The sequence below is a fragment of the Halogeometricum borinquense DSM 11551 genome (assembly GCF_000172995.2).
In the GTDB taxonomy this organism is placed as follows: Archaea; Halobacteriota; Halobacteria; order Halobacteriales; family Haloferacaceae; genus Halogeometricum; species Halogeometricum borinquense.
In genome coordinates this window covers 296,745-321,964 of record NC_014731.1, presented here as the reverse complement: position 1 = coordinate 321,964, position 25,220 = coordinate 296,745, and the positions used below count along the sequence as shown (strand labels likewise).

The following is a 25,220-nucleotide window of genomic DNA, read 5'->3' as shown; positions in this document are numbered from 1 at the left end:
TTCACGATCCGGGTCCTAATGCTGCGATATCGGCCCCGACTGTCGCCAGCGCATCGGCTGGGTTTGGGTCACTATCCGCGAGATGCGTGTACCGGTGTTCTGGAACGCTCAAGAGTGCCGTGGCGATCGCCTCGCTGTACGTCTCGACGCCTGGCTCTGTCGGGTCGTCGTCATCCCAGGCGTCCCTGATGACCGTCATCGAGTCAATGCGTACTTCTAGGCTCCGGGGGTCGTAGCGAGCCAGTAGTTCGGAAAGTCCCAGTTGGAGGGCAACGTACTCGGCGGTGTTGTTCCCCGTCCGGGAGCCGACAGGACGGCCGAGCCGGGCGAGTTCGGTTTCGGTGGCGTCCATGATGACCGCGCCTGCACCCGCTGGGCCGGGGTTGCCGCGTGAACCGCCATCGACGTAAAGGATGAACGAGTCGTCCGTCGACTCAGGGGCGGGAGGCCGGCTGAGGTCTGATGCCAGCACGCTGTCGAGCGCGTGTCGCAACTCTCCGGGGGTCGTCGCAGGGTCGAAGAGGCCGCCGTAGCCGGGGACAGCGTCGTCGATGATGTCGGTGGCGGCCGCCATCTCGTACCCAACGCATGCAAGTACTTCATCCACGAGCGTAGCGAGTGGTGAGAGATGTTCGGTGGGGAGCGGTTTACGAGTCACGTCATGAGCCTCTTTTGAACTCGATACTGGTACATCATACTCTCTTTTGATAGTCCCCATGGTTGAGCGAACGACTGCATATCGCCCTTCGGTACCCGAGCCAGTTGACATCCTCCTCCGCGTGAACGCGGAGTACCGATCAGTGGTGCAGCAGCACCTCTCCACCACTGCGAAAATCACAAGAGGTTTGCTACTGGTCGTCATCAGAGCATGCGCATGCCCTCTTACGAATATCGGACTGTCGAAGTCGACAGCAGCGTCATGGTGGCTGGACTCGGTGGCAACGTTGACCCGCCGGTTGGGCGACTGAACGAACTCGGGGCAGATGGCTGGGATGTCGTCGCTCCGATTACTGACAAGCGTGGCGCGACAGTGAGTCTCCTCTTGCAACGCGAGGCATAATTAGACTGGGGCATGTGTCCCAACCGCACACTCCCCAATCTCGACGCTTGACATCCCGATGCCATCAGAGCATTCCTCTCAGTCAGGGGAGCCAACGGCTGCAGTCCGTGATCCCCGTGATGAGCTAGGTAATTATTGTGTAGTGTCATCTACCGATTCGGTATGGAAGATGAGTCGGATGTTACAATGCCTCCGGAGAATCCGTTTACTAAGGGGAACAACTACGATCACGCCCCATACAGCGACCTGGATAAGCCGTTACCGACGGAAGGTCACTTCTACGAACTTCATCCCTTCAAGTCCGACTACGAGCTCGTCACGAGGTACACCGACCTGACCGGGTTCGACCTCCTCGAAACGCCGTCTGAGCACCAGTCCAGTCGCCAACTCTCTCTCCAGGCCGAGCGGATCCGGCGCACGTGGGGGCTGGAAGCAACTGCAGACAACACGATCGGGCGGGACGTCGACGACCAAGAACTGATTACGCGACTCGACCGTTCTATCGGTATCATCCTCGGTCTCGCATGTGGCGATGCGCTCGGGCGTCCTGTTGAGTTCATGTCCTCGAGTGAAATCGAAGCGGAACACGGGACCGTTACCAAGTTCTTCGGGGACGGTAGCCACAACCAGCCGGCAGGGACGGTTACTGACGATACGAACCTTGCACTCTATCTAGTTGCGAACCTCCTTGCGCACGGTGAGTTCAACGCTGCCCGGTACGCTGAACAGTTGGTGGAGTGGTTCGAGTCGGACCCATTCGACGTCGGCGTGACGACGATTAGTTCCATCACGTGGCTTCAGAATGGTGTCCCGGCTAGTGAAGCCGGGCACAAAACGCTCGAATCTCGTGGTGCGAACAACGCTGCAGGGAACGGGAGTGTAATGCGGTGCGCTCCACTCGCAATTGCGTACCCTGACGACCAACAGATGCTCCAAGAGATGAGCCGGAAGTCGTCTGAAATCACGCATGCAGACCCGCGTTGCACGCACGGATGCGCGGTCCTCAACCTAACGCTGGCAGCGATACTCAACGGTTCAGAAGAACCGCTGCAGGTCGCTCTTACGGCTCTCTCTGATGACGCACCCGCAGAACTTGTAGAACGGCTGGAGCGGGTTCCAGATGAGGTCAGTGAGGATGACCTTGAGAACAGTGGATTCGTCCTTGATACGCTTGAGACCGCGCTCTACTACGGCCTCACCGCTGACTCTGCCGAAGACGCAATCGTTTCCGCTGTGAACAACGGCGGTGATGCGGATACGATCGGCGCTGTCGCCGGCACTATCGTCGGAGCACGATTTGGTGCAGGATGGCGTCTCTACCGCGTCGATCATAAGCCTGATTCGACGTTCCCAGCCCGCTGGCTGAACGATCTCAGGATGGATATCGACTCCTATGAGGATTACATCATCCCCGACCTGCTTGAAGCCGGCCAGCTTACTGAACGCGGAATCAAAACTGGTTCCAAGATCGCTCGACAGAGCCGCAAGTTAGCGCGGAATAGCGGTCGAGCGTAGACGGTCGCTGTTCGTTTGTTTTTGCTACGCAACTCCGCGGGAGAGAGATAGAGGCGTAGCTGAGTATCTTTGTGGGTGCGTCCGGCCAGCGATCAGCTACTATCTGGACGAGCACAACGGCGAGCACCCATCTCGAGACCAGCTCGCGAACGTCCTCGTCGATGTGTATGGCGTTAGCCAAGACGCAGCTTTGCGAACGGTTACACTCGCAGTCGGTGACTCGTAGCCGCGTTCTCGGCTTCCTTCTCCAAACATCGGTTCGTGCCGCCGTACTAGTTCCGATCTACCTTTCAGAGGCGGAACTTTATAACTGAAATCTCAGAAACAGGTAGTAAGAACGGATGAAAGCCCACCTCGACTCCCGGCGGCGCGTGCCCGCACCTGCGGCCCGAGCGCTGGGCTTCTCTCCCGTTCACCCGACTCAAGGAGGAACACAGCATGAGTCTTAGCTTACTGCTATTTGCCATCGCCTACATCTGGATGAGCCTGACGTGGTTTTATTACTGGGAAGAAGAAGAACGGCTTCCCTTCAAGAGAATGACCTTGCAGATCGTACTGCTGGTTGCGTTCGGCAGCATGACAAACGCTCCGGCGCTACTATTGGTAGTGGTCATTCTCAGCGCGTTGATCCACCTGCATGTGGATCTCTGGGAGCCCATTCACACGGGCATCGTTGCTGGCGCTTTCGCGGTCGGAATCGTTACTCTCCACGGGATTACCCTAGGATATTCCCCTGTCGAATGGATCAATGGGACTGGCAATACTGAGGTGTTCGCCAGCGCGGGTATCGCGACCGCAGTCGCAGCATGCGTCGCCCATATGACCGGGAATCCAATTGAGAGGTATCTGGATACGAGCCCCTTCGGATCTAGAAAGTACGAAAACGCAACCTTCGGAGGAGAACATCCATACGGGACGTATTCCCCAGAATTTGAGTCCAAGAATCGTGAAACCCAGTGGCAAACGGATTCCACTTCCACGGTAGGAGAGACTGGATCTGACACGCCGGCCAGTCAACCGACTGAATCGAACGACAAGTCGGAGGCGGAGCAATCGAACCACAACCACTCGATCAATCCTGCCGAGAGTGATCCGGAGCCCGATATTGACAAAGAGAAATTGGTGAAAATAGTCCAGCAGAACGCGGAAGAAGCCTTGACGGAAGAAGACGCCGACAGCACCGAAGAGTACCTTGACGAGGGCGATGAGGACGATGAGGACACCGGGATAGAATCATTCGCGTATCCCTGGGAGGAGCCACCGGAGGTTCGGTTCGAAGACATCGGTGGCTACAACGACGTCAAGGAGGAACTCTCCAGTCAGGTCATCAATCCGCTACAGTCGGACAGCGAGAGCTACGATCGGTTCGACGTGGAGCCGTCGCGTGGCCTCCTGTTCCAAGGCCCGCCGGGGACGGGGAAGACGCTATTCGCTCGGGCGATCGCGAACGCTCTTGACCGGCCTTTCGTCGAACTGACGCAGGCTGACCTCACCCACGAGTACATTAACAAGAGCCCACAGCTCATCAAGCGGCTGTTCGAGGAAGCGCAGCACCTCGGCGGCGTCGTCTTCATCGACGAGGCTGAACAGCTACTGAGCGACCGCACGCGGGGTGAGAACGCACACGCGGAGGATCAGAAGGTCACGAATATGTTCCTCTCTGCGCTCACCAAGGAGGAGCAGGATTTCATCCTGCTGCTGACGACGAACCAGCGGGATGGGATGGACGAAGCAATCCTTCGTCCTGGTCGTATTGACTGTGAGTTCGAGATCGGACTCCCCGACATCAAAGCACGGACAGAGATCCTCAAGCTGACCGTACTGGACGTTCCACACAAATTGACGGAAGACCATGTCAAGCGTCTTGCGGAACATACTGACGGCTGGTCGGGTGCTGACCTAGAGGCGCTCGCGAACCAAGCCAAGCTCAAGGCCGCCGAACAGGATGCGAAACACCTCGAATGGCGCCACATCAAGCTCGGATATACGGAGGTAATCACCGATTCTGAAGACGGATAGTATGCTTCTTTCGCGATCTACTCTCATTCTCAGACAGCGTTTCTTCCGGACGGTGCCCACGACGCCGAACGCTGACCCAGATACGTTCCGCGTGAAGCCCGTTCATCAGTTCTAATCCCTTCACAGATTAACAATACAGAACTGCAGTTCTCCAATGCAGTTCATTGGCTGTTATCTTATTGCAGGTGCGGCGTCTCGGTCTAGCGAAACTACAGAACCGGATTTTTCTATGGGTGAACCCTGATCTGCTACTTCCTCGCCCGTTTTGCTATCGGCTCGATTTGCGTATGGACAATCTCTGCATCGACTTTTGTCCAACCACTGACTGAGAGTTCCTTGGCGAAGTTGAGTTGGATGTACTCCGTACCGCTCTCTTCATCTACTGTGTGTTCACGCACGATAGGGATGATTTCGTTCTCGGCGATATCGGTCCTAATGGGAGTCCAGTTGGAGAGGTTTGAACCATCTCCAAAGTAGATTTTCGAGTACGTTGCCGAGGGATCACTCGTTGCCGTCACTTCGGTCGTGGATTTTTGATTGGTACCGCCTGCTTCCGTCCCGACAGCCGACTTCTGGACTATATCGTCGGTCGGCGCCGTGGTTCTCGTCGTTTCTATATCACTCTTCTTCGGGTCGTCCTCCGCCTCTCGCTCCCGTTCCCGTTCGTCCACGTCGTCCCAAAACGTCGAGATCATCTGGCTGATGAATTCTGGGTCTGCAGTCTGGAACTCTTCTCTTTCTTGTTCGGAGAGGTACTCGTTCACACCGTCCCAACCTGTCGATCCGTAGCGCTCATCGACGAGGAGACGGAAGCCAGCTTCGTCCGACCCACGAATCACCCGGCCGAACGCCTGGCGAACTTTCCGAACAGCTGGGATCATAAGCGCCGTCTCGAATCCCGATTTGACACCAATACGCTCGTCATAGGCCTCTATCACAGCATCAATACGCTTCGAGTTTGTTGGAAGAAGCGGAATCCCCACGGCCACGCATCCGTGCAACTTCTCGCCGTCATAGTCAACGCCTTCAGTGATCGTGCCGCGCGAACTGGTGAAGATGACCGCGTCACCGTCGGCAAAGAACGACTCCAGCGTCTCGTCGGTTTCGAGCGCCGAACTCGACTGGTCGAGGTGAAACCGTTTGGACGACCCTTGCTTCTTGAGATAGTTATATGCCCACTCCGCTTCCCGGTAGTTCGGCATCGCCACGAGGATATTCCCACGGCCGGCAATCGCTTGTTCAATAAGATCTGCATACTGCTTACGGACCGGCTTCATCTGGCGCGGGTCAGTCGTTCGTTTCCCTCGATTCCGGTTCGTGAACTTCGGGAGGTCGGCGATAAGCGACACCCGGTTCTCCTGAGGGAATCGCAATGGGTACTGCTCAAACGCGGTTGGACGGATGTCGGAGTTATCGTGGCTCGTTCCCGCAGAGGGCTTCGTCACCACGTCCGTCTCCTCGGCATCGTCGTCCTCTTCGTCTTCCGTGGGGAACGGGATATCGTTGATGCCGACCGCCTCAGTATAAACCTCCTCAGGCTGGAGGGTCGCACTCATGAGGACGCCCCCGCCCAGTTCTCCGAACACCGCTTGGAGTTCGTCCCGAGGGATGCAGTTGAATAGCTGGAATTTCGGTGTCCACGCCTTCACCCAGTCGGGGAACTCCGTCGGTATGGTCTCCTTTCGCCGGTCGTCGAGGACGACCTCACGGTGGTACTCAACGGTACCCTCGGCTGCCCAGCGTTTGAAGAACTTCCCAACCTCTACGCCCTGTGGGGTTCGGTCGTGGATCCCCGCCTCTTCGAGTGCCTCGAACACGAACTTCGTCCCTAACATCGCCGGATAGACCTTGAAGAACGAGCGAGTGTCAAAGTCGTCCTCAGCAATCGCGTCCGTAAGGAACTCGTCGGACTCGTCGGGACACTCTGGGTCAGAAAGCGCGTTCTCGATAGGGTCTGCACCCCAGCGTTCGACGGCATCCTGCCACGAGATGTCCTGGTAGCGCTCGCTCACGGCGTCCGAACCGTAGACAGTCAGCTTTTGCTTGGCGAATCGAAGTAGCTGTTCGACCTCAGCGAGATCTTCAGGAGTCACAGAGTAGTTTCCGACCGTATCGAGTGCGCTGTCAGCCAGCGATTCGGCCAATCTTGCGTCGCTGGTATTGAGGTTCGGCGTAGGCGTCTTGGCGAGGTCACCCACCGCGTAATTTCGTGTGATCTCGATGTCGTTAATTGCCCGGTCAAGTGTATAGATATCCAGCGACATCGAGAGCATATCGCGGACCCGCTCCTCAATCTGGTGCCCCTCGTCGACGGCAACGATGGTTTCCGAGTCCAGTAGACCAATTTTATCGTCGGTCAGTAGCCGGGTCTGGGGGTCGAAGAGGTGGTAGTAGTTCCCGAGAACGACCTCCGCCCGACCTGCCAGCATCGCCATCGCCTCGTGTGGACAGATACCTCGAGAGGCCGCTGTCTGGAAAAGCGTCTCTTGGTCGAATACGTGATGGTCCGCGTGATGGAAGTCGAACGGCAAACCGTCCTCCATGAACGCCCCGGCATAGAACGGATCGAACTTGCCCTGAAGCCCAACGGAAAGTTGGCCTGTCCCTCGTCGCTGGAGTACGTCTGTATCGACGACGTCGTTCGTATGAGGAACGAGGTCCGGATATGGTGTCTCAACACCATTGACTGTCAGGCGATCGAAACTCTCGTCGCCTCTTGGATCCATATCCTTGACGATTCGGGTGACTGCCTCTGCTCGAACGGGATCGTATCGAAACCGTTCACGGTGGTCTTCCGCTGTCAAGCTAGCTTCTTCCCAGTTGTAGTCAACCTTTGAGAAATCTGGTGGTGACATGTCCCCCGGCCAGTCCAGTGGAATGTCGCTATCGAACTTGATGAGCTTTCGCGTCATCTCCCTAAGATCATCCATCTTCTCACCGACACCGTGTCTATCGAACGGTGGGAAGTCGACGTACGCATACGGCATCATATCAGTTCGACCCCTGATCACGACCGTTGAGACGGGAGCTTTAGCTTCAGGAAGGGACGCATTGATACCCTTCATTTCCCGGACGAACTGGTGGAGTTGCTGTTTGAGTGGCGTAACCACGAACAGCCGCGAGTAGTCAGGAAAGTCTCCAGAAACGTTGTCAAGGGTCTTCGTCAGTGTCGACTGGTCGCGAATCGCGTGAATCCCGCCAGTGACGGCCGCCAACGTCTTGCCAGTCCCACATGCTCCCTCAAAAACGTAATAGCCGTTCTCCGAGAGGAGTTCAAGGAACGTATCAACTGCATCAATCTGGTCTTGGTAGACAGAGTCGTACCGAAAGTAGGGTGCCCATGTTCTGTCGAGGTCAGAAACAGTGACCGGACCCACACCTCTAGTCAGTGAGTCAGGAGATTCTGTCGAATCATGCTTCGAATCAACGTTGATAATGTCTGGATCAGCCGTCTCTCCGTCAGATATCCATGGGGGAACATGGGGTGAGTCACCAGTATTCTGGTCATCGCTCGGTGGCATTGGCATTTATTCAATATCAATACGTATATTCTATTCGGACATATTATGTTTACAACATAAATACAAGCCGCCTCTATGGGTGCCTGATGGACGACGAAGGTCGGATTCCACGAGAGGAACTCCCTGGCACAGCAGGCGGACCAAATCACACCGGAAGACAGTCTCATCAGCATGAGTGGCAATTTGCAAACCACGATGTCGAAGCCAGCCCAGCACACTGTGAAGTCTGTGGCGGGTCGATTCCACCGACGCGCGCTCGCTGTGTCGACCACCGCGAGTCATCGCCGCGAGCGGCCGACGCTACCGACTACGAGTGGTCGATTTCGAAGACTGCGATCGCCATCATCCCAGCATCAAATCGCTACCATGCGCTCGCCATCGGAAGTTCATCGTTCCGCCTTCGAGACGGAGGCCACAAGTCGCGTAGCAGCTATGAACTGTTCTACGATATCGACGACCCCGCCCAAATACTGACCGCTGGGTGGGGAAGCCTCCCCGACGCAGTCCCGCTGGACTCCAACGACGGGCAGCGACTCTTCGAGACCGCGGTTGATAAGACCGACTGGGAGACGACACTATCCGTCGAAGAATCACCCGATGTGACCAATTCACCCCTTTCGGACAGCGACCCGTACATCTTCACCGAGAACGGTGACGGGCTCGTTGACAAGGACCGACTGGCAGACTTCGACGAGAAACCACACTGTGAGAGCCACGACTACTGGGTGGTTCCTGCAGTCCTTTACGACCGCAAGCGCAACACCACCGACAAAACAGTTCGAAATCGGAGCTGTCCGAACTGTGGCGAGGCGACACAGCATATTTTCGACGGGTATGACGGGGGCCACCCCTCGGTCCACGTTGATGGTGTCGCACTCTGGACCTGCCTCACGTGTGATACGACTCACGGTGATACGCCGCCGGTCGGTGTTGGTCCTGACAAACCGTGGGAAGACGACGATTACACGGGTGGTGACCGCTATACACCTGAAGATGCCGCTGAACAGCAACACAAAGAAGTGATGCGGCGACTCGAAAATGAAGGCAACCTTGAGTGAATCGCCTCGGGGCTAGGTCCTAGGGAACTCACTTTGTTTGCTTGTTGGGTGACTCACTGGGTTAACCATTCCAACTATCTTAGACCGGGCTTTTCTGCCTCCATAGTGGGAGAACTCACTCTCGAATCGCGTTGACAAGCTGTGTTGGGTCCCGGATATTCCGAGCGATGATTCTCGATGTCCCAGTGTCTCCCGCAGACTCAATGCGGACATGGCCGACAGACAACAACCTCTCGATGAGCGTTTTCCGCTTTTCGATGCCCTGGACCTGTCGTTGCGGCATTGTCTTCTGAGTGACGCTGAGTAGTTGGTACGTTTCGACGACTCGGTCGGTGGTGACGTAGTACTTCGTTAGCGAGTTGCGCCAGAGCCGAGTCAGCCCGAGGGTGTAAAACCAAACGCCAACGACGCTGACACAAACCGGATACGCAAGCGGCAGTGACGTTTCTGCAATGCCCCACACACCGATTGATGCGAGAGCGAGACCGCCGACTGATTTACTGCCAGCGACCCACTGTGTTGGCTCTGTCTGAAAGACAATTGCCTCCCCACCGCGCGGAGTCATCGTCTGCGGGGATAGGAGGTATGAATACGTCCCACCGAGGATCGCAAAGAGTCCGAAAAACGCCGGGGGATACCCGGCATACATCAATGGCGGATTGCTGTTTAATCCAATTACACCACCAACAATTGCCAACAGCCCACCAGACACGAGACTCCAGAGGAGCGAAATTGAGCCAGACATGTTAGTCCCTCCACATTGAGTACCCAACACCTATGATTGAAACTACAAACCCAAGCACAGACAACACCCACGCATTCAACCCTGCCTGCAATAGTTCGTCGTTCGGCAAGAATAGACCGCGGTCATCGTAGAGTTTCGAATCAGTGGTCACATCAGGCGTAATCGGCGTAGGGCTGACAATGGGTTGGGCCGTCGGAGGAACAGCCGTCGGTGTGGGAGAGGGGATAGAAGTAGATTGCACACTGGGAGATGGTGTTGTAGCCGGCTCCGTATTCGTGACGGTCCGAGTAGTGTCGGCATCACCAGACTGTGAAGTAATTTCCAGCACCTCCTCATTAGAGAGTCTCCCAACGAGGCGAGCAGGAATAACAGTAATACGTTGTACACGCACAACGGCAGTTCCAGACGACAAGTAGCCAGTTTCATACTCTGCAGAAAGCTTGACGAACGGATCGTCATCTGGAGCCAGCGGCAACCGGACGGTTCCCCAGTCCTCATTCGCACTACTGCCGGGGATATCCTGTTGACCTTGGTTGGTCACAGCGCGTTCTTGGTCTCCATTCCCATTTGCATGCCACGCCACGCGAGCAATGACCAGATATGTATCATACTCGTCGCTGAATACAGATTCATTGAAATTATACCGCAGTGTAGTGAGTCGATCTGCACTTTTTCGTTCTAGATAGCCGCTGAACCCCGCGACTTCCTGCCGTTTGTACGAGGGGTACTGCCCCGCACCGTCTTTCCACAAAAACGGTCGGAGCTCAGGATTAATTGCTTGTTCTTGTAATTTCGATTCATTGACCCCATGATCATCATCCTCAGCAGACGCAACTGGTGTGGCTACAAACACACTAGAGACCATCAGTATGCACAAGACAAGCAACACCCCATAAGATCGGACTTTTCTCACTGTGTACACCCAAACGAAATAAAATGACGGTTGTATTTAACACTTCGTCAGAGTATCATATGTGATAGTGAATCCGTCTGAGGGTAAGTCATACTTGTTGTTAGTCACGCATCACGACGCTTAGGAGTATCCGTACAGCAATGTTCTCTAACCAGTTCTGTCAGCCCTATTTTCCACAGAATGATTACTCAACCAGCTATGTCGAAGGGGGTCGTCGACATTCTTCGATAGCTGTTCAAACTGCAGACAAACACCGAAAGAAGTTCGTGTCTCCCAATTATTGTCAGCTGTAACAACACTCACACAGATCATATCTATGGATTCCAAAACGCCACCTTCCTGGGACGAATATCAACGAGAATTAGAGCAGAAGCAGAATAAAACGCTATTTAACATCCTTCCAGGAGGCCTGCAACGTCTTTTATATGGGAGTCTTGTAGCTGAGATTGAATCTGCCGATCAACGCCGTCAAGAAATAGAGAAGGAATACCACTCTCTCAACAAATCTGCGCGTGAGATAACCTCCACAGTGGAAGAGATGATACGAGGGCCACGCCGGCGAGGCGAGCCGTTACCATCTGAAGCCCAAGAATCCCTCAGAACCCTTGAGGAAATCCGTGCTGATTTATCTGGACTACTCCAGGACAATAAACAGTTCTTACGCACCAGTGAACAGACGACAGCAGAATCACTCCGCTCAGATGTAAAAGAACTTGAGTCCTATCTCAAAGCGAAGCGAGAGCAGGACGCTGAGATATCCGAAATACAGGGTGCTATCGAAGCATTAGAGTCAGAAATTCAAGCGGAGTGTAGCGCTGAAGGATTGCTCAGTGAGGAAACTGAGTCAGAACTCCGAGAACGGGTCAGTAAAGCAGAAGGTTGGATCACTTCTGCAAAGGAAGATATAGAAACCCGACAACTGTCAGAGACAGATTTAGAAAGGTTCGATGAGCTTTTTGAAAGAACTAGTGGTCTACGTCAGCGTGTTACCATCTATAACGAATCGCAAACAGAAGACACATATAAATCGTTGATTGGTAGGTTAGAATCTGAGGTCCCCGAACTCAAACACGAGGTTGAACAATCCCGTGAAGAAGGGGTTCCGCTTCCCCGAGAGCATGATGAAATCGTTTGCGAACTCGATCCTCTCCTCGAATCAATAGCTGACTTCCTCTCTTCGCGAAGTACCGAGTATATCTCAGCCAAGCAGGAAGACGAACTTCGACAGTACGGCTCGATCTTGCAGAGAACTCGTAAATTTGTAAACGCAAAATCAGCATTCGACAATCAGATTGAAGTGTTAGAGGAATGGGCGGATGAGCTTAAATCGACTGTCGAAGATATTTTCAACGAAAGGTCGTATCTGGCAACTCCTGAGCAGAGGTGTTACGAGAAAAGGTTCGATGAGGCACAATCTCGGGTGGTGAAGACCGAGGAAAATATCGATCTTAATCTCTTAGCGAACTCGGATCGGAGTCGGTTTGAATCGATTGCTAGTGAGATTGCTAACATACGAGGGCAGTTGGAAGGGTACAACCAGAAACTCATTGAGCAACAGAGAGACAAGTACGAAGAGACGTTCAGTGGGTTCGGTGATGATGATCTCTCTCTCAATGCAGAACAAGAACTTGCCGTCTATCGAAACGATATCCACAACCAAGTGATTGCGGGCGCAGGAACAGGAAAGACTTTTTCTCTGTCGTGTCGGGTCAAATATCTCGTCGAAGAGGGTGTCTCTGAAGACGATATTCTTGCCATGACATTCACACGGAAAGCGGCGACAGAGATGTCAGACCGACTCGATGAGATGTTCGATATTTCGGGCGTGGAAACGTCGACACTGCATTCGTTTGGTAATAGAGCACTGAATGAAATCGATCCAACTCTGGTTCAGATCGAAGATCAGAGTCGGTTACGAGAGGTAGGGCGTCTGATTCGATCACTCTACCAAGCAGATCAAGAGTTTAGAAAACACTACGATGAGTTTCTCGAGTTGTACAAGGAAGCAAACCTCAAAGATGATGACAAAGAACGACGTGATTTCCTGAACTCTCTTAGGTACAAATCTGATACAACGCTTAGAGGGGAAGAAGTACAATCCCGGTTCAATGAAGAAAAAGACGCCCACACATCAGTTGCGGATCTACTCTTCAAACACGATATCTCATATCACTATCGTAAATATGCGGCTTGGGCAGGAAATCCAAAAGACCAGGCATATATCCCCGATTTCAGCCTCCCGGAACACAATATTGTTATCGAGTATCTTCCATCTGAACCTACCCGTCAACGTAAACGCTGGTACAATCAAAAACGGTCTCGTGACGAGGTGGAGAAAATTTTCGAGGGGACGGATCAAACGCTGCTGATCGTCTCCGGTGACCAAACTGATCCTAGCCGTGTTGAGACGGTTGTCAAGACACAGCTGGAAAAACTGGGCGTCACATTTGAGAGTCCTCTTCGGGGGAAAGCCCTTCGGGATGAAACCTACGAGCACAATATTTGCTGGCGTGACGTCGAGTCCACCTTCGCAGAGTTCGTCAAAAAGGCAAAAACGAATCGGATCAATCCGGAAGATCAACTGGACAATCTTTCTGAATCGGAGGACGAAGAGCTCTACCATTTCAGTCACGCTGCAACAAGATTGCTCCAAGAATATCAGTCGGTATACGATCGATACAATGCATATGATTTTGTAGATATGATCGTGATGGCGACCGATGCCATCAAGAGCGGAGAAATCGACAATATTGCTCAGTTTAGGCACGTAATGGTTGATGAGTTTCAGGACCTCAATCTGGTTCAGATTGAATTCGTTCAAGCACTATTATCTCGACATGACGACGCCAGGTTGTTTGCGGTCGGCGACGATTGGCAGAGTATCTATGGCTTCAAGGGTGCTCGACCAGACTACTTTATCGACTTCGCAGATCACTTCTCACCCGCTGTAGAGACGAGGCTAGAAACCAACTATCGATGTCCACCAAGTGTCGTCAAAGCTGGGAATGACCTCATCAAGAATAATGAGGCGAAAACAGACAAAACGGTCACAGCCCACAAATCGCTCGAAACAACTCCGAGGGTACACTTGGTTCCTGGAAGCGATGATTTCCAATATCGTCGAAATGGGATTAAAAAGATCGTTCAATTAGTGAAGTCATCTGTACGAGAGTCTGACCGAAAGCCAAATGACGTGATGGTGCTGGCCCGGAATCAATCAGGATCTCCATTCATTCGGGAAATATCAAAGCGACTGCGTGATGCTGACATTCCTGTTGGAGGAGAAAACGGCGTCGAGGTAACGAAAGCACACCAAGCAAAAGGGAAAGAAGCAGGTCACGTAATCATCGCTAATGCAGCTGGAGGTATGAGTGACGGATTTCCCCCAACTGAACGGGACCGAAGCCTCACCCAACTCGTGGAAATAGATACAGGGTCCCATATGGACGAAGAACGTCGTCTGTTTTATGTAGCACTCACGCGCGCTGAAGAACGGCTGGATATTCAAAGTCGAGTTGATCAGCAATCACCGTTCTTAGATGAAATCCAGAACCACGTTATTACGGATTCAACAGTTATTGATCCCGACGCAGAACGGACGACAATCACAGTCACTGCGGAAGATACACGTGAGGCAAAGCCGTTCTGGAATTCACGTCAGCTTGGGACACTCGTTACGAAGGACGGTTATAAATTGAAATTCGTAATCGAGGATGAGGCAACGGACATTCCACTTCTTGAAGAGGAACACCAGTATCGAATAGATGACGTTGTTGTAGGGGAGTATGAAGGTGATCCTCAGTTCCAGATTGATGCTGATACATCAGTCACGCCGGTTGATTCCCTTACGTCGAATTAGGCGTGGTACACAGGCAGTCTCCTTTCATTAAAGGGATCTTTTTAATCAAGGATTCTGTCTCATTGATCCAGGCTTGTTTGATCTTCTTTAACCCCCGTGCTATCTGTTTGGGCAGAGTTACCACCACACACGGGTTGTTCGGTCAATAATCACGTCGAGATTTTCAGTATCCGCTCTTGCTCAGTTGGAGAAAGGACCGAAAGGACGTCCTGTGCTGTTGCTGTGAGTTCCCACGTCCAGCCCACCTCACTCATCGCTGTCCGTTCCGAACTGCTCGCGGGCTTCGTCTGTACTCATCGTCCGTCCTTCACGGATGTTTTCCTCTGCTTGGAGGAGAGCGATGAGTTCATCGCGGTCGAATGTCGGAAATTCAGTCGCGTCTCGGAGGGTGTAGCGAACAAATTCGCTTCGGCTGTTGAACCCGCGTTCCTGCCATGTGTTGTCTATTTCGGTGAGAAACGCCTGTGTGACTTTGAAATTCACCGTGACGATTTCATCATCGCCGCTTGATCCCGTGGTTGCTTCAGACATACGCTGGTATTATGTGTCTTACGATACCAATTTCGACGGAGTACTACCTGCTGTATCACCCTCTGTCTGTGTCACATGGTTTTGCCAGGTTCTAATGATTTCAACAGAGCCGCACCGATGTTTCTCACCGATATGAAAATTGTATCTGACCTCATTGATTACAGGTACGGCGGTACTAATGTCATGGTGTGCTTCGCGACGGGAGGAGAAGCGCTCAGCTACAGAGATTGAACCGAGAATTTTTCTTGTAGCCACCCGACAGATAGGTAATGGTGGAGAAGATCAGATCGATAGGTCGATTTGATATATTCCTCTTGCTCATACTGGGGATCATCTTTCTCGGCTTATTTCTTCGAGTGATGCAAGATGTGACGACTGTTCAAGATCTTTTAATTAAGGGAGCGATATTCACGGTAGCAATCGCGATCTTCTTTCTTTACGCCGTCTCGAAGTGGCAAGACAGGTCAGGTCTCTAAAGCCATAACGAACTGGAATATAGATCCTCAACTGTTTGTGCAATGATTATCCGAAAATATGCTGGAATGTAGGTGGAGATTCCTCAACTAGACACTATGGGTGGCGCTATATTTCTACTGATATGGTTAGAAAATATGAGCCGACAGTTACACAACCGTTCATGAATAAAGAAACCGCATGCACAGCAACTGATATGGTGCATCTTGACCAGCCGCTGTTCCCGGTGGCTTGGACGTGCTACGTTGTCCAGTTCTTGGGCGTCTGAGTCAGCGGGCATCGGTTGGGATGAGGGGACAGCGCGGACCCCCTCGAATCCACTTGTCTTTACGTGGTTAAAACAAAGTGATCTTGGACAGTCCTTATTCACCACAGAAACCGCCTGAAATGCCTGCATTCTGGATTTCAGAGTCAATTCAGCCCAGAATATATTGTATGATGCTATATGAAATTCGCTCAGTTTCACATTTCACAGTTTCGGAGGATGGCCAGTTTCCGGTTTTATTCAATAGGATATTCGCCAGAATCATCTATCCTGATCGAACTCTTCGGTCGATTCTCGAAGTGAACTCTGTAAGTGTCGGATTCCCGTCTGAAACTCCTGCTTCGAGAAAGTGTTTCCACTCGCGAAGGGCGTACCGAGTTGAGAGCTGCTTAGTCTGCTGGAATCAGTGCAGAAGAAACCCATTCTACACACTCACCAGCTGTCAGTACGGGCGCGTAGTCTATATCGTCGCTAATTCCCGTTTTCAGGAGGAAGTCGGTAAGCCGCCAGATATTGTGCAGTAGCGCTGCGAACACGAAGTAAAACAATCGAACGCGGTAGTCTTTCGAGGAGGTTTTCGCTAAGAAGTCGTACTTGATCGACTTGTACTCGTTTTCGATTTGCCATCGGCGGCTATATCGCTGACAGTACGCCTCGGCCTCGGCTGGCCCGACCCTGAGGTTCGTTGCGAAGACGGCTGTACCGTCTCCTTTCGTCGAGGGGACATACAAGAACCGCATCGCATGCGATCCCTGATCAGTGTGAACCGTCGTTGATTCGACCGCGACGTCTTGCCCATCCTCGCTCATCCGCTTGATCGCTGCTCGCTCTGCGTTGAACGACCGCTTTGGAACCAGGTAGTTCACGCCGAGGTTTGACAGCGTTTGGTAGACCAACTTTGCGTCGAATTCAGCGTCACAGAGAACCGTCTCAATCGGAACGAGCTCTTGTGCTCGTCGAACGAGCCGTCGGACCACACGATGAATCCGATTCGGCGGGTTCTCATCCCATGCGGAGCTCTCACGGACGGGCTCAACGGCTAATATGATGGGAATGTTCCATCCGACGATCGAGAGCGTCGCAAATTTGAATCCCCGTCCATCACCGTCTTTCGTCCCGCTAACCATCCGCATTCCTTCGACATCGCCATAGTATCGCAGCGTCGTGATATCGATCGCAACGGTAACAGGACGACGGAACGTGACTTCTGACTGGATCACAGATAGAAGCCGCTCTGTCGCCTGTTGAAATCCAGCGATCAGACCCTCAGGATCGAATTTTTTGACTGTCCGAAGGTGCGTATCGCCATGTGGCCCGTACTCCGTACCTCGGCGGATCTGAAACCGTCTCGCGCCCTGCGGTGTTCCACAACCAGCCATCCCAATGAACGTCTGAAGTTCGAGAAAGCGAGTATCCTCGTAAGTCGTGTTCTGGGCTCGACCAGAGTTGAACGACCTAAATGCGTGGTCGCGTGCGAGATGGGTTGTCCGAGAGATCTGGGCGTTAGTAAACGTGGGTTGACTCTCAGATTTGTCGTCAGTCTCGTTGAGTGGTGTCTCGATCTCTTCTAGTGACCGTACTTCAGGAGCGTAGAAATCCCCGTTTTCGATCCTCCAGACGAGATCGTGTGCTCCATTGGTGACGAAGGCACGACCCGCATCGTCGAATCGGTTGTGCCAAGTTCGAGAGAGTACTGATTCGTCTGGGATTTTCTTGAGGCCGAACAAGACTGCAAGTTCTTGCTGGCGCGTTAGCGATCGATAGCTCTCTCCGGTGATTTCCCGGTAGTAAAACAGTTTGACCATGCCGCGAAACGGATATGATGTGGAGTGCCACTCAGGATATTGATTCTCTGGGAACGAAAACGGATGGTCAAGCGCTTCGAATGCGTCGTAAAGACTGGTTCCTCTTTGTAGGCGTTCTTTCAGCTCAAGCGAGATAGCGAACGTATCGGTCATTCGGGGCGTGTAGGAGATCATCTGTTTGTCTGTCTATGAGGGGGATGCTGGTGTTCGTTCTTGCTATGATCTCCCCTCCTCGCCACACTCAAGAGTAAATATCGACTGGCTACACGGCGGGCTCAAGAGCAAACCGAGCGAATATCGGGTTTTCGACCTATTTTGTGGCAAGATTTATTTTGAACCCAGCGATTCTCACCCTTCCTTCCCACTAGGGGAATTGGTTTGATATAGGGTTTACTTGCAGCGTTGCCAAGGGTGTATTAGCTTATCAGTAGGTGTGCGTACCTGCCAATCCGCAGCCCAGCCGAATACTTATATTGAGTCAGCATGATAAAGGAATAATGATTTCGCGTCGAACGTGGGCTCGAGTTGAGTTTTTACGCAGTTTGTTCTTATTTATTAAAAGAATTAATCGAATATGTGCCAATCAAGAAAATGAATCAACTCGACTCGATCTTCAATACTTCCTTCTGGGACTTGTAGAGAAACTTACAGCATCATGGATACATGACCGTGATTACTGGAGACTCCGCACGAACTACTGGCGTCGTTTGTACACCTTCGTTGCGGGTGTTCTCCTAAGTTTGAAATGGTTTGATTCGCTTACAGAGGCAGAACGCGAGAGCTTCTCCTTGGGAATCGCAGTTGGTGGTGTACTTTACCGACTCTGGTACGGTGTCTTCTATCCACTCCCCAGACCAATCGAGTAGCTGTACATAACACTCAGACCGGGAACGTCGCGTGACCGACTCGCGCCCTCTATTCAGCATGACCGCAGCACCCTCACCGAATGCTGTCAGGAGCGACGTGCTGAGTACAGGGGAGCGACGAACTACTCAAGACAACGTGTAGCTAATTCATCAACATCATGGAATCCACAGAGCGCTATGGACTGATTGTCTGCGGAATCGGATTGGTCGGTATCGTTTCTCTGGTCTACCGAGGTACGCCGTTGCTTTCGCTCCAGAATATCAGTGAGTTCGGTTACTATCCCGCAGTACTGGGATACGTGTTTTATTTTCTTGTCTTCGGGGTCGGATGTATGTTATTTCGTTGGCGTCATGAGGCGACTCAGGAATCCGTCTAGGCAGAAAACATACAAATCGGGACAGAGCGGTCCGCTATATACAGAGTAGTAGTTTATTGGCGCTTTAGTAACACAGAGATGAGCATAACCACCGCAAAGACGATTGTGATGCCCATTACTCCGACTCCGAAAACGTAGTACGGATTCGTAAAATCGGGGCTGTTGAGGAACAGAAAGAGACTAAAACTCGAACCCATTAACAGAATCACCGCAGACTGAACACTCGGATTGTACCAGTCCTCAAGCGAATCCCGAACCGTTTTATACACATCAAAACATTAACTTAACACCGTATAACGTTTGTGTTCGGTGAACTCCGATAAGTTCGCACGTGTAGTGAGCCCGCGATTCACGCTACAATGTATCTGAAGAAGAGGATTTCACCAGAACCTCTTACCAGTAAATATGCAACAACGGTGATGGATCTTTCTCCTCGATCACTCAGTATACACAGACCATCTACCTATGCTTGCGTTCTCTCTCTATTATCTGTTCCAACTCTTCAAGGGTTATGACTGCCGAGAACAGATCGGGCTTCAACCGTTCACCAAGCTGTCGATATGCGGCTTCGGACAACCAATAATACTGTAAGGTGTCGTCAAAGCGTGCTGCAATCGCTTCACCTTCGCCATCTAAGAAGTATGTATGTATCAGTCCGGGGATATACAACGACAGCACGGCTTCGACTACATCTGGAGTCGCAACGCATTGTCCCTCAATCGTTCCATCATTGTACTCGCTTTCGACGTACGAGACTCCACCTTCCAAGAGCGTCTTGACGGCTTCTTCATTCCGATTTCGGAGAAAGTCGTCGATTCCTTGGACTCCGACTGTGGCTACTTCCCGAGGACTCACGTCCAGAACTGCTTTCGTAATCGTCCGTGCGAGTTCGTGGTATCGGTTGGACGGAAGCCTATCTTTGTGGAGGATATATTTCGTTTCGTCGTCCGGTCCGTCAACAGATTCGTGGAAACCGTCCGCTTTCTTGACGGTTTCCATCCCGGCTTTGATAGCCTCCTCTAACTCGTCCACATCTATCTCACCTAATACCTCGGCGAGTCGTTCACTACTACTGGGCTTACTCCCGTCGGCCATTATTAGATGCCCGCGTTCTTCACAGATAAGGCTACTACCATTGATCTATAGAGGGTCGTCGCTCAATACAGGTGAGCTACGAATCGGTTGGTATACTATCTTTATGGGTCGATATGATGCACTGCTTCAGGAGAAAGGAGACGCCCAGTTGGTAAAGCAACCCAACTGTTCGGAAGAATTCTGAGATTACCTTCGTGGAGAATCTGTTCTTGTTCGAAATCGCCGTATACCGTTGCATTCTCGTACTCAATCACCGTTCCGTCCGAAAGTTCCTCCGCAACTTCGTCCCACACCGACTTCGTTGAAATGACCATGTCAACCGTATTGTTCTTCCAAGTGTAATCTTTAACGAATCACACGACAATCAATTCGCAGGCGCTACTGAGTAGATGATTCTTCCTTACCGATACTGCAAATAAGCCACGCATCAGAATCATCCTCCGAGGTTGTGCACATTTCCGGGGATGGCTAGTTTGCGGATCATTCGAGCCGGTATTAGAGAAATCATCGGACTCAGCAAGAGAAATGGACTGTGCAAGTGTGCATTACTGTTTAACGCTCGCGATGCAGTTTACTACGCATCTCACATCTGTTAACCTAGTTCATGATACAATTTGACATGATCATCGAGTGCGGTACCACCGCAACGATAGATAACAGTCCCTGTGATGGCGAGTTTCCGTCCCACGGCTGAAATCGGCTGTAAACTGAGAACCCAAGAGACATGTCACGACTTCCGCTACTTGAGTTAGACGAAATCCCGGAGGAGTACCACTACCTGTTCAGCGACGACTATCTGGGCGACCGCCACATCTTCCGTGCATGGGCGCACAACCCCGAAGTTCTCGAAGCGACGCTGGAGTATTTGAACACGCTGTACGATCAACTCGGAGAGAGACGCAAAGAACTGGTGATCCTCACCGTCGCAAGGGCTCGCGGCGCTCGCTACGAGTGGCACCAACACGTCGATATCGCCCGCGACAAGGGCGTTACAGTCGAGGAAATGCAAGCGATCGGTGGCGGTGACCTCTCAGTGTTCGACGACACCGAGTACGTCCTGCTCCAGTACGCTCGGGCCGTCGAATCCGGAACAGTCACCGACCAGATACACGAGGCACTCACTCGGCAGTACTCACCGCCCGAGATTGTTGCGCTCGGCCTCCTCGTGGACTTCTACGTCGGACTGTGCAACTATATCGCCTCCATCGATCTCCCGTTCGAGGGTGGCGAGTTCATCGGCTGGACGCCCGACGAAGAGACGATATCGAACCGCTTCGAGTAATTCGTTAGTGCGAACGAGATCAGAGATCCCCGTTGATGATGTCTGCAACCCGTTGACGGTCGAACAGTTGCTCGTCCGTAGGCGTCTCACCGAGTCCGCGCCACGGACCGAACTCCGCTGGATACAGCTGTTTTGCGAGCATTTCGGTCTGGAAGAGATTAATAATCGGCCCCTGTGATCCCGTTCCGCCGGGATACAACCGGTCGTTTTGGACTGCGGTGAGTCGCTGGCCGATATCGTCGGTACGGAGAAGTTCGAGGGTCCGCTCGTAGGCTTTCGTGTTTCCGTAGACGGTCTGTCCGCCGAGTGCGTTCACCGCCTCATCGAAGATCAGAACGTCCGGGTCAACCGCAAGCAGCCCTTCGAAGCCGACTGTGAGATCGTAATGGCCTCTTTCCTCCCCGTACTGCTCCGCGAACGCGTCAACAACTCCCAAGTCCCCGTAGTGTTTGAGTTCGTGGGTCGCATCGAGAGCGGGAATCGGGTTGGAGACGCCGAAGTGACCGCTGTTCTCCGGATTCGTGAACGCACTCAGTACACCAACGGTCGGGCGCTCGTCCAGCGGTGGGAGACGTGATGTGATATCGTCAAGAGTGGTTTCGTAGAGGTCTACCATCGCCGTGGCACGCTTTTGCTCCTGAAAGACCTGTCCGTATCGCTCGACAAACTCTGGGATAGCGTAGTAGTCGTAGTCCTCACCAGTCGGCCAGTTCGGCCATCCAGAGGGACGTTTCGATCGGCTTTCGTTGCCGAAGAACGGCGCGATGTCGTCAACGAGTGACTCGACGGTCGCGGTATCACTCCCATACCATGCGATGAATCGGTTGGGATCCGTTGCCAGCAGATCCGGGTCGAGTTCGTAGAGCAACTCCTCGTTGAGACTGTACCCCTTCGAGACGGTGTTGGGGATCGCGGTCGTATCACGCATTGAGACGCCCGGAAGAAGTTCGTAGAACCCTTGAAACCAGAAACCAGGTCGGGACATCCCGACGATACGGTCGGCTTGCCCGAGCGCCATCAACACGTCACCGACAAATCCCCAACCGCTAACGACCGTTTCGGGTGGTTGCTCGAAGGGGATCGTTCCGACCGGATCAAGCGACACCGAATAGGACTGCTCAGTTGTCGCAGTATCGGTTGAGGTCCCCCTCGAGGAGTCTGATGATGTCGAATCGGAGGGAGGTGTAGACTGTCCACTACTGGTGCAACCGGCGAGGAATCCACTCCCAATGAGTGCACTGCCGCCCTTGAGAACGTCTCTTCGTGTCGAAGTTTCTCTCAGCATACGCATAGCACTATTTTAGGCCAGCCTAAAATAACGACTTCCCTAACCCTCAGCTGGCCGACAAATATAACTATTGCGTAGGATACATTTACACAACTAAGATGGGAGGTGATTCACGAGCGTTGTTACACGGGAGACTGATAGACTCCGCCGCCAACGAAGCCATCCATGGTTTCTATCGATATTCCGACGTTGGCCTTTACTGAGCCAGAAAGATTTTTAGCTTTTAGGCGAGCCTAAAACATATGGCAACGACACAGTCGATTGCAGAGTTTGTTGAGGCAGCCAACTACGACAATTTTGACGAAAAGGTAGTCGAGGAACTCAAAAAGCGCGTTCTCGACTCCGTGGGAATTGGCATTGGCGCACTCGGGGCGGAACCCGTCGAAGTCGTTTTTGAGACGGTTTCCGGGGTAGACGAAAGCGGTTCCTGCACGCTCTGGGGTCGGGATGCAAGCGCGTCGGCACCGCAGGCCGCCATGCACAACACGGCATTAACCCGATATCTGGATTATATGGATTCGTTTCTCGCACCGGGAGAGACACCCCATCCGAGCGACAATATCGGCAGTATCATCGCCTGTGGTGAGCAGACCGGTGCGTCGGGGAAGGATCTCATAGAAGCCGTCGGCGTCGCTTACGAGTTGCAGGGCGAACTCGCCTGGAATGCGCCGGTTCGGGACAAAGGTTGGGATCACGTCACGCACACTGTGCTCTCGGCCGCCGCAGGCGCCGGTTCGATTCTCGGACTCAACCACGAGCAACTGCGTAACGCCGTCGGCATCGCTGGAACCGCACATAACGCGCTTCGAGTAACTCGAACTGGCGGAATCAACGAGTGGAAAGGAATCGCCAGCGCCAACGCCGCACGCAATGCGGTATACTCCTGTCTGTTAGCCGCCAACGGGATGGAGGGTCCGAAGAACCTCTTCGAGGGACAAAAAGGCTGGAAACAGATCATCAGCGGTGACTTCGACGTCGAACTCGATCCGAACTGCGAGCGCGTGTTCGATACGATGACGAAACGCTACGTCGCCGAAACGTACGCCCAGTCAGCCGTCGAGGGTCTCATCGAACTCGCAGAGAGAGAGAAAATCGAGGCCGAACAGGTCGAAGAGATTCACCTTGACACGTTCCACGGAGCGAAACTGATCATCGGCGGCGGAGAGGGATCACGCTATGAGGTCGAGACGAAAGCACAGGCGGACCACTCGTTACCGTACATGCTTGCGGCAGCGTTGATCGACCGCGAGATGACGAACGACGCCTACGATCCGGAACGAATCCAGCGCGACGACGTTCAATCACTGCTCAGGACGGTCACAGTCGAGGAAGACCCGAAACTAACCGAGCGTTTCGAGTCGGGCGAGATGCCCGCGAACATTACGGTGACGCTCGACGACGGTACAACCCACGAGGTTCAAAAGGACGACTTCCAAGGCCACCCGAACAATCCGATGGATTGGGAACAAGTCGAAGAAAAGTTCGAGACGATGACCAGCGGCCGGTACGACCAACAGCGTCGTGACGAAATCGTCCATACCGTAAAGCACCTCGAAGAACACGAAATCACCGAACTGGTCGAACTCCTGAACTAAGTCGGGAGACTGCAATCGCGGTCTGACAGTTCATATCGTCGCTTTAGCGGTGACTCTTTGGCCGTTCTAATTTTTAGGTCGCCCTAAAATTGAAATAGGTGCGGGTTGTAGCACCGAATACACATGTCAGAGAGAGCGTTCGACTTCCTCCACGTCAACGACCGGCCGCCGAAACCACGAACAAAGGGAATCACCGAGATTCGAGGTCCGTACTACGACCCCATGGGACCGCGAGAGTTGCGCGATATTCTAGAGACGATGGGACGGTACGTCGATATCTACAAATTCAGCGGTGGATCGTTTGCGCTGATGGATCAGTCCACCGTCACCGAGCTAATCGACATCTGCCACGAATACGACGTGGATGTTTCGACAGGAGGCTTCATCGAAAACGTCCTCGTGCGGGATAACGACAAAGTCGAAGCGTACGTCGCCGAAGCCGAGAAGCTTGGATTCGATATCGTCGAAATCTCGAGTGGCTTTCTGGCTATCGACACTGACGATCTGGTCTCGCTGACCGAACTAGTTGCCGACTATAATCTCAAACCGAAACCCGAGATCAACGTCCAGTTCGGCGCGGGCGGTGCATCCGACCCAGACGAGTTAGAACGAGAAGGTCAACAGGACCCGTCGATGGCGATCCGAGAAGGGCAACGTCATCTCGAAGCCGGTGCTGATCTTCTGATGGTCGAAGCAGAGGGAATCACCGAAGAAGTCCACGAGTGGCGTACGGATGTCGTCTACGAACTCGCCAACGAACTGGGAATGGAGAACCTCGTGTTCGAGGCACCTGGTCCGGAGATGTTCGAGTGGTACATCAAAAACTTCGGGCCGAACGTGAACCTCTTCGTCGATAACTCTCAGATCGTCGAACTCGAATGCATGCGCTCGGGATTGTGGGGTAAAGCGACGAGTTGGGGGCGAACGACGACCTTCACACGGTCAGAATAAC

Annotated in this window: 17 protein-coding genes; 8 read left to right on the top strand and 9 right to left on the bottom strand. The window is 52.9% G+C overall.

The window, feature by feature from the left end:
- Nucleotide 1 precedes the first annotated feature (1 nt).
- Nucleotides 2–658, bottom strand: coding sequence for a ribonuclease HI family protein (locus HBOR_RS17220; RefSeq protein WP_013440792.1), 657 nt, complete (start codon nucleotides 656–658; stop codon nucleotides 2–4).
- A gap of 216 nt (nucleotides 659–874) precedes the next feature.
- Here HBOR_RS17220 and HBOR_RS17215 point away from each other — a divergent pair, with 216 nt between their 5' ends.
- The 3 genes from HBOR_RS17215 to HBOR_RS17205 all read left to right on the top strand — a co-directional run bounded on the left by HBOR_RS17215 (nucleotide 875) and on the right by HBOR_RS17205 (nucleotide 4,594).
- The gene (locus HBOR_RS17215; RefSeq protein ID WP_006054526.1) at nucleotides 875–1,060 is read left to right on the top strand and encodes a DUF4177 domain-containing protein; all 186 of its coding nucleotides are present in this window, start codon (nucleotides 875–877) and stop codon (nucleotides 1,058–1,060) included.
- 186 nt (nucleotides 1,061–1,246) lie between these two features.
- Entirely contained in the window at nucleotides 1,247–2,575 is a 1,329-nt protein-coding gene (locus tag HBOR_RS17210) for an ADP-ribosylglycohydrolase family protein (protein ID WP_013440791.1), read from the top strand.
- A 438-nt stretch (nucleotides 2,576–3,013) separates the two neighbouring features.
- Nucleotides 3,014–4,594 carry an ATP-binding protein gene (locus tag HBOR_RS17205; protein ID WP_006054528.1) on the top strand — a complete coding sequence of 527 codons (1,581 nt, stop codon included), beginning with the start codon at nucleotides 3,014–3,016 and terminating at the stop codon, nucleotides 4,592–4,594.
- Nucleotides 4,595–4,842: 248 nt separating this feature from the next.
- Here the strand turns inward: HBOR_RS17205 and HBOR_RS17200 are convergent, their stop codons facing one another.
- Complete coding sequence (locus HBOR_RS17200) at nucleotides 4,843–8,115, bottom strand: ATP-dependent DNA helicase (protein ID WP_013440789.1); 3,273 nt, start codon at nucleotides 8,113–8,115, stop codon at nucleotides 4,843–4,845.
- A gap of 86 nt (nucleotides 8,116–8,201) precedes the next feature.
- Here HBOR_RS17200 and HBOR_RS17195 point away from each other — a divergent pair, with 86 nt between their 5' ends.
- Entirely contained in the window at nucleotides 8,202–9,173 is a 972-nt protein-coding gene (locus tag HBOR_RS17195; RefSeq protein ID WP_006054530.1) for a hypothetical protein, read from the top strand.
- 115 nt (nucleotides 9,174–9,288) lie between these two features.
- On the opposite strand, the gene HBOR_RS17190 is transcribed toward HBOR_RS17195, so the two are convergent.
- A complete protein-coding gene (locus HBOR_RS17190) occupies nucleotides 9,289–9,918 on the bottom strand; it encodes a PH domain-containing protein (protein ID WP_241432322.1) in 630 nt (209 codons plus the stop codon).
- A gap of 1 nt (nucleotide 9,919) precedes the next feature.
- Nucleotides 9,920–10,783 (bottom strand): superantigen-like protein SSL4, encoded by an 864-nt coding sequence (locus tag HBOR_RS19510; protein ID WP_006054532.1) that lies wholly within the window; start codon nucleotides 10,781–10,783, stop codon nucleotides 9,920–9,922.
- Between the two features lie 364 nt (nucleotides 10,784–11,147).
- Here HBOR_RS19510 and HBOR_RS17185 point away from each other — a divergent pair, with 364 nt between their 5' ends.
- On the top strand, nucleotides 11,148–14,690 hold the full coding sequence (locus HBOR_RS17185) for a UvrD-helicase domain-containing protein (RefSeq protein ID WP_006054533.1): 3,543 nt from the start codon (nucleotides 11,148–11,150) through the stop codon (nucleotides 14,688–14,690).
- Nucleotides 14,691–14,936: 246 nt separating this feature from the next.
- Here the strand turns inward: HBOR_RS17185 and HBOR_RS17180 are convergent, their stop codons facing one another.
- The 4 genes from HBOR_RS17180 to HBOR_RS20390 all read right to left on the bottom strand — a co-directional run bounded on the left by HBOR_RS17180 (nucleotide 14,937) and on the right by HBOR_RS20390 (nucleotide 20,417).
- Nucleotides 14,937–15,221, bottom strand: a complete 285-nt coding sequence (locus tag HBOR_RS17180) for a ribbon-helix-helix domain-containing protein (RefSeq protein WP_006054534.1) — start codon at nucleotides 15,219–15,221, stop codon at nucleotides 14,937–14,939.
- 1,128 nt (nucleotides 15,222–16,349) lie between these two features.
- Nucleotides 16,350–17,939 (bottom strand): transposase, encoded by a 1,590-nt coding sequence (locus tag HBOR_RS17170; RefSeq protein WP_006054537.1) that lies wholly within the window; start codon nucleotides 17,937–17,939, stop codon nucleotides 16,350–16,352.
- A 1,528-nt stretch (nucleotides 17,940–19,467) separates the two neighbouring features.
- Nucleotides 19,468–20,103: a hypothetical protein gene (locus HBOR_RS17160; RefSeq protein ID WP_006054539.1), complete on the bottom strand. Its 636-nt coding sequence runs from the start codon at nucleotides 20,101–20,103 to the stop codon at nucleotides 19,468–19,470.
- Nucleotides 20,104–20,204: 101 nt separating this feature from the next.
- On the bottom strand, nucleotides 20,205–20,417 hold the full coding sequence (locus HBOR_RS20390; protein WP_006054540.1) for a hypothetical protein: 213 nt from the start codon (nucleotides 20,415–20,417) through the stop codon (nucleotides 20,205–20,207).
- A 410-nt stretch (nucleotides 20,418–20,827) separates the two neighbouring features.
- Between HBOR_RS20390 and HBOR_RS17150 the strand changes: the two genes are divergently transcribed.
- Nucleotides 20,828–21,385: a carboxymuconolactone decarboxylase family protein gene (locus HBOR_RS17150; RefSeq protein WP_006054541.1), complete on the top strand. Its 558-nt coding sequence runs from the start codon at nucleotides 20,828–20,830 to the stop codon at nucleotides 21,383–21,385.
- A 19-nt stretch (nucleotides 21,386–21,404) separates the two neighbouring features.
- On the opposite strand, the gene HBOR_RS17145 is transcribed toward HBOR_RS17150, so the two are convergent.
- The gene (locus HBOR_RS17145; RefSeq protein WP_006054542.1) at nucleotides 21,405–22,490 is read right to left on the bottom strand and encodes an ABC transporter substrate-binding protein; all 1,086 of its coding nucleotides are present in this window, start codon (nucleotides 22,488–22,490) and stop codon (nucleotides 21,405–21,407) included.
- 425 nt (nucleotides 22,491–22,915) lie between these two features.
- On the opposite strand from HBOR_RS17145, the gene HBOR_RS17140 reads away from it, so the two are divergent.
- Nucleotides 22,916–24,268, top strand: coding sequence for an MmgE/PrpD family protein (locus HBOR_RS17140; protein ID WP_006054543.1), 1,353 nt, complete (start codon nucleotides 22,916–22,918; stop codon nucleotides 24,266–24,268).
- Nucleotides 24,269–24,391: 123 nt separating this feature from the next.
- On the top strand, nucleotides 24,392–25,219 hold the full coding sequence (locus tag HBOR_RS17135) for a phosphosulfolactate synthase (protein ID WP_006054544.1): 828 nt from the start codon (nucleotides 24,392–24,394) through the stop codon (nucleotides 25,217–25,219).
- Nucleotide 25,220 lies beyond the last annotated feature (1 nt).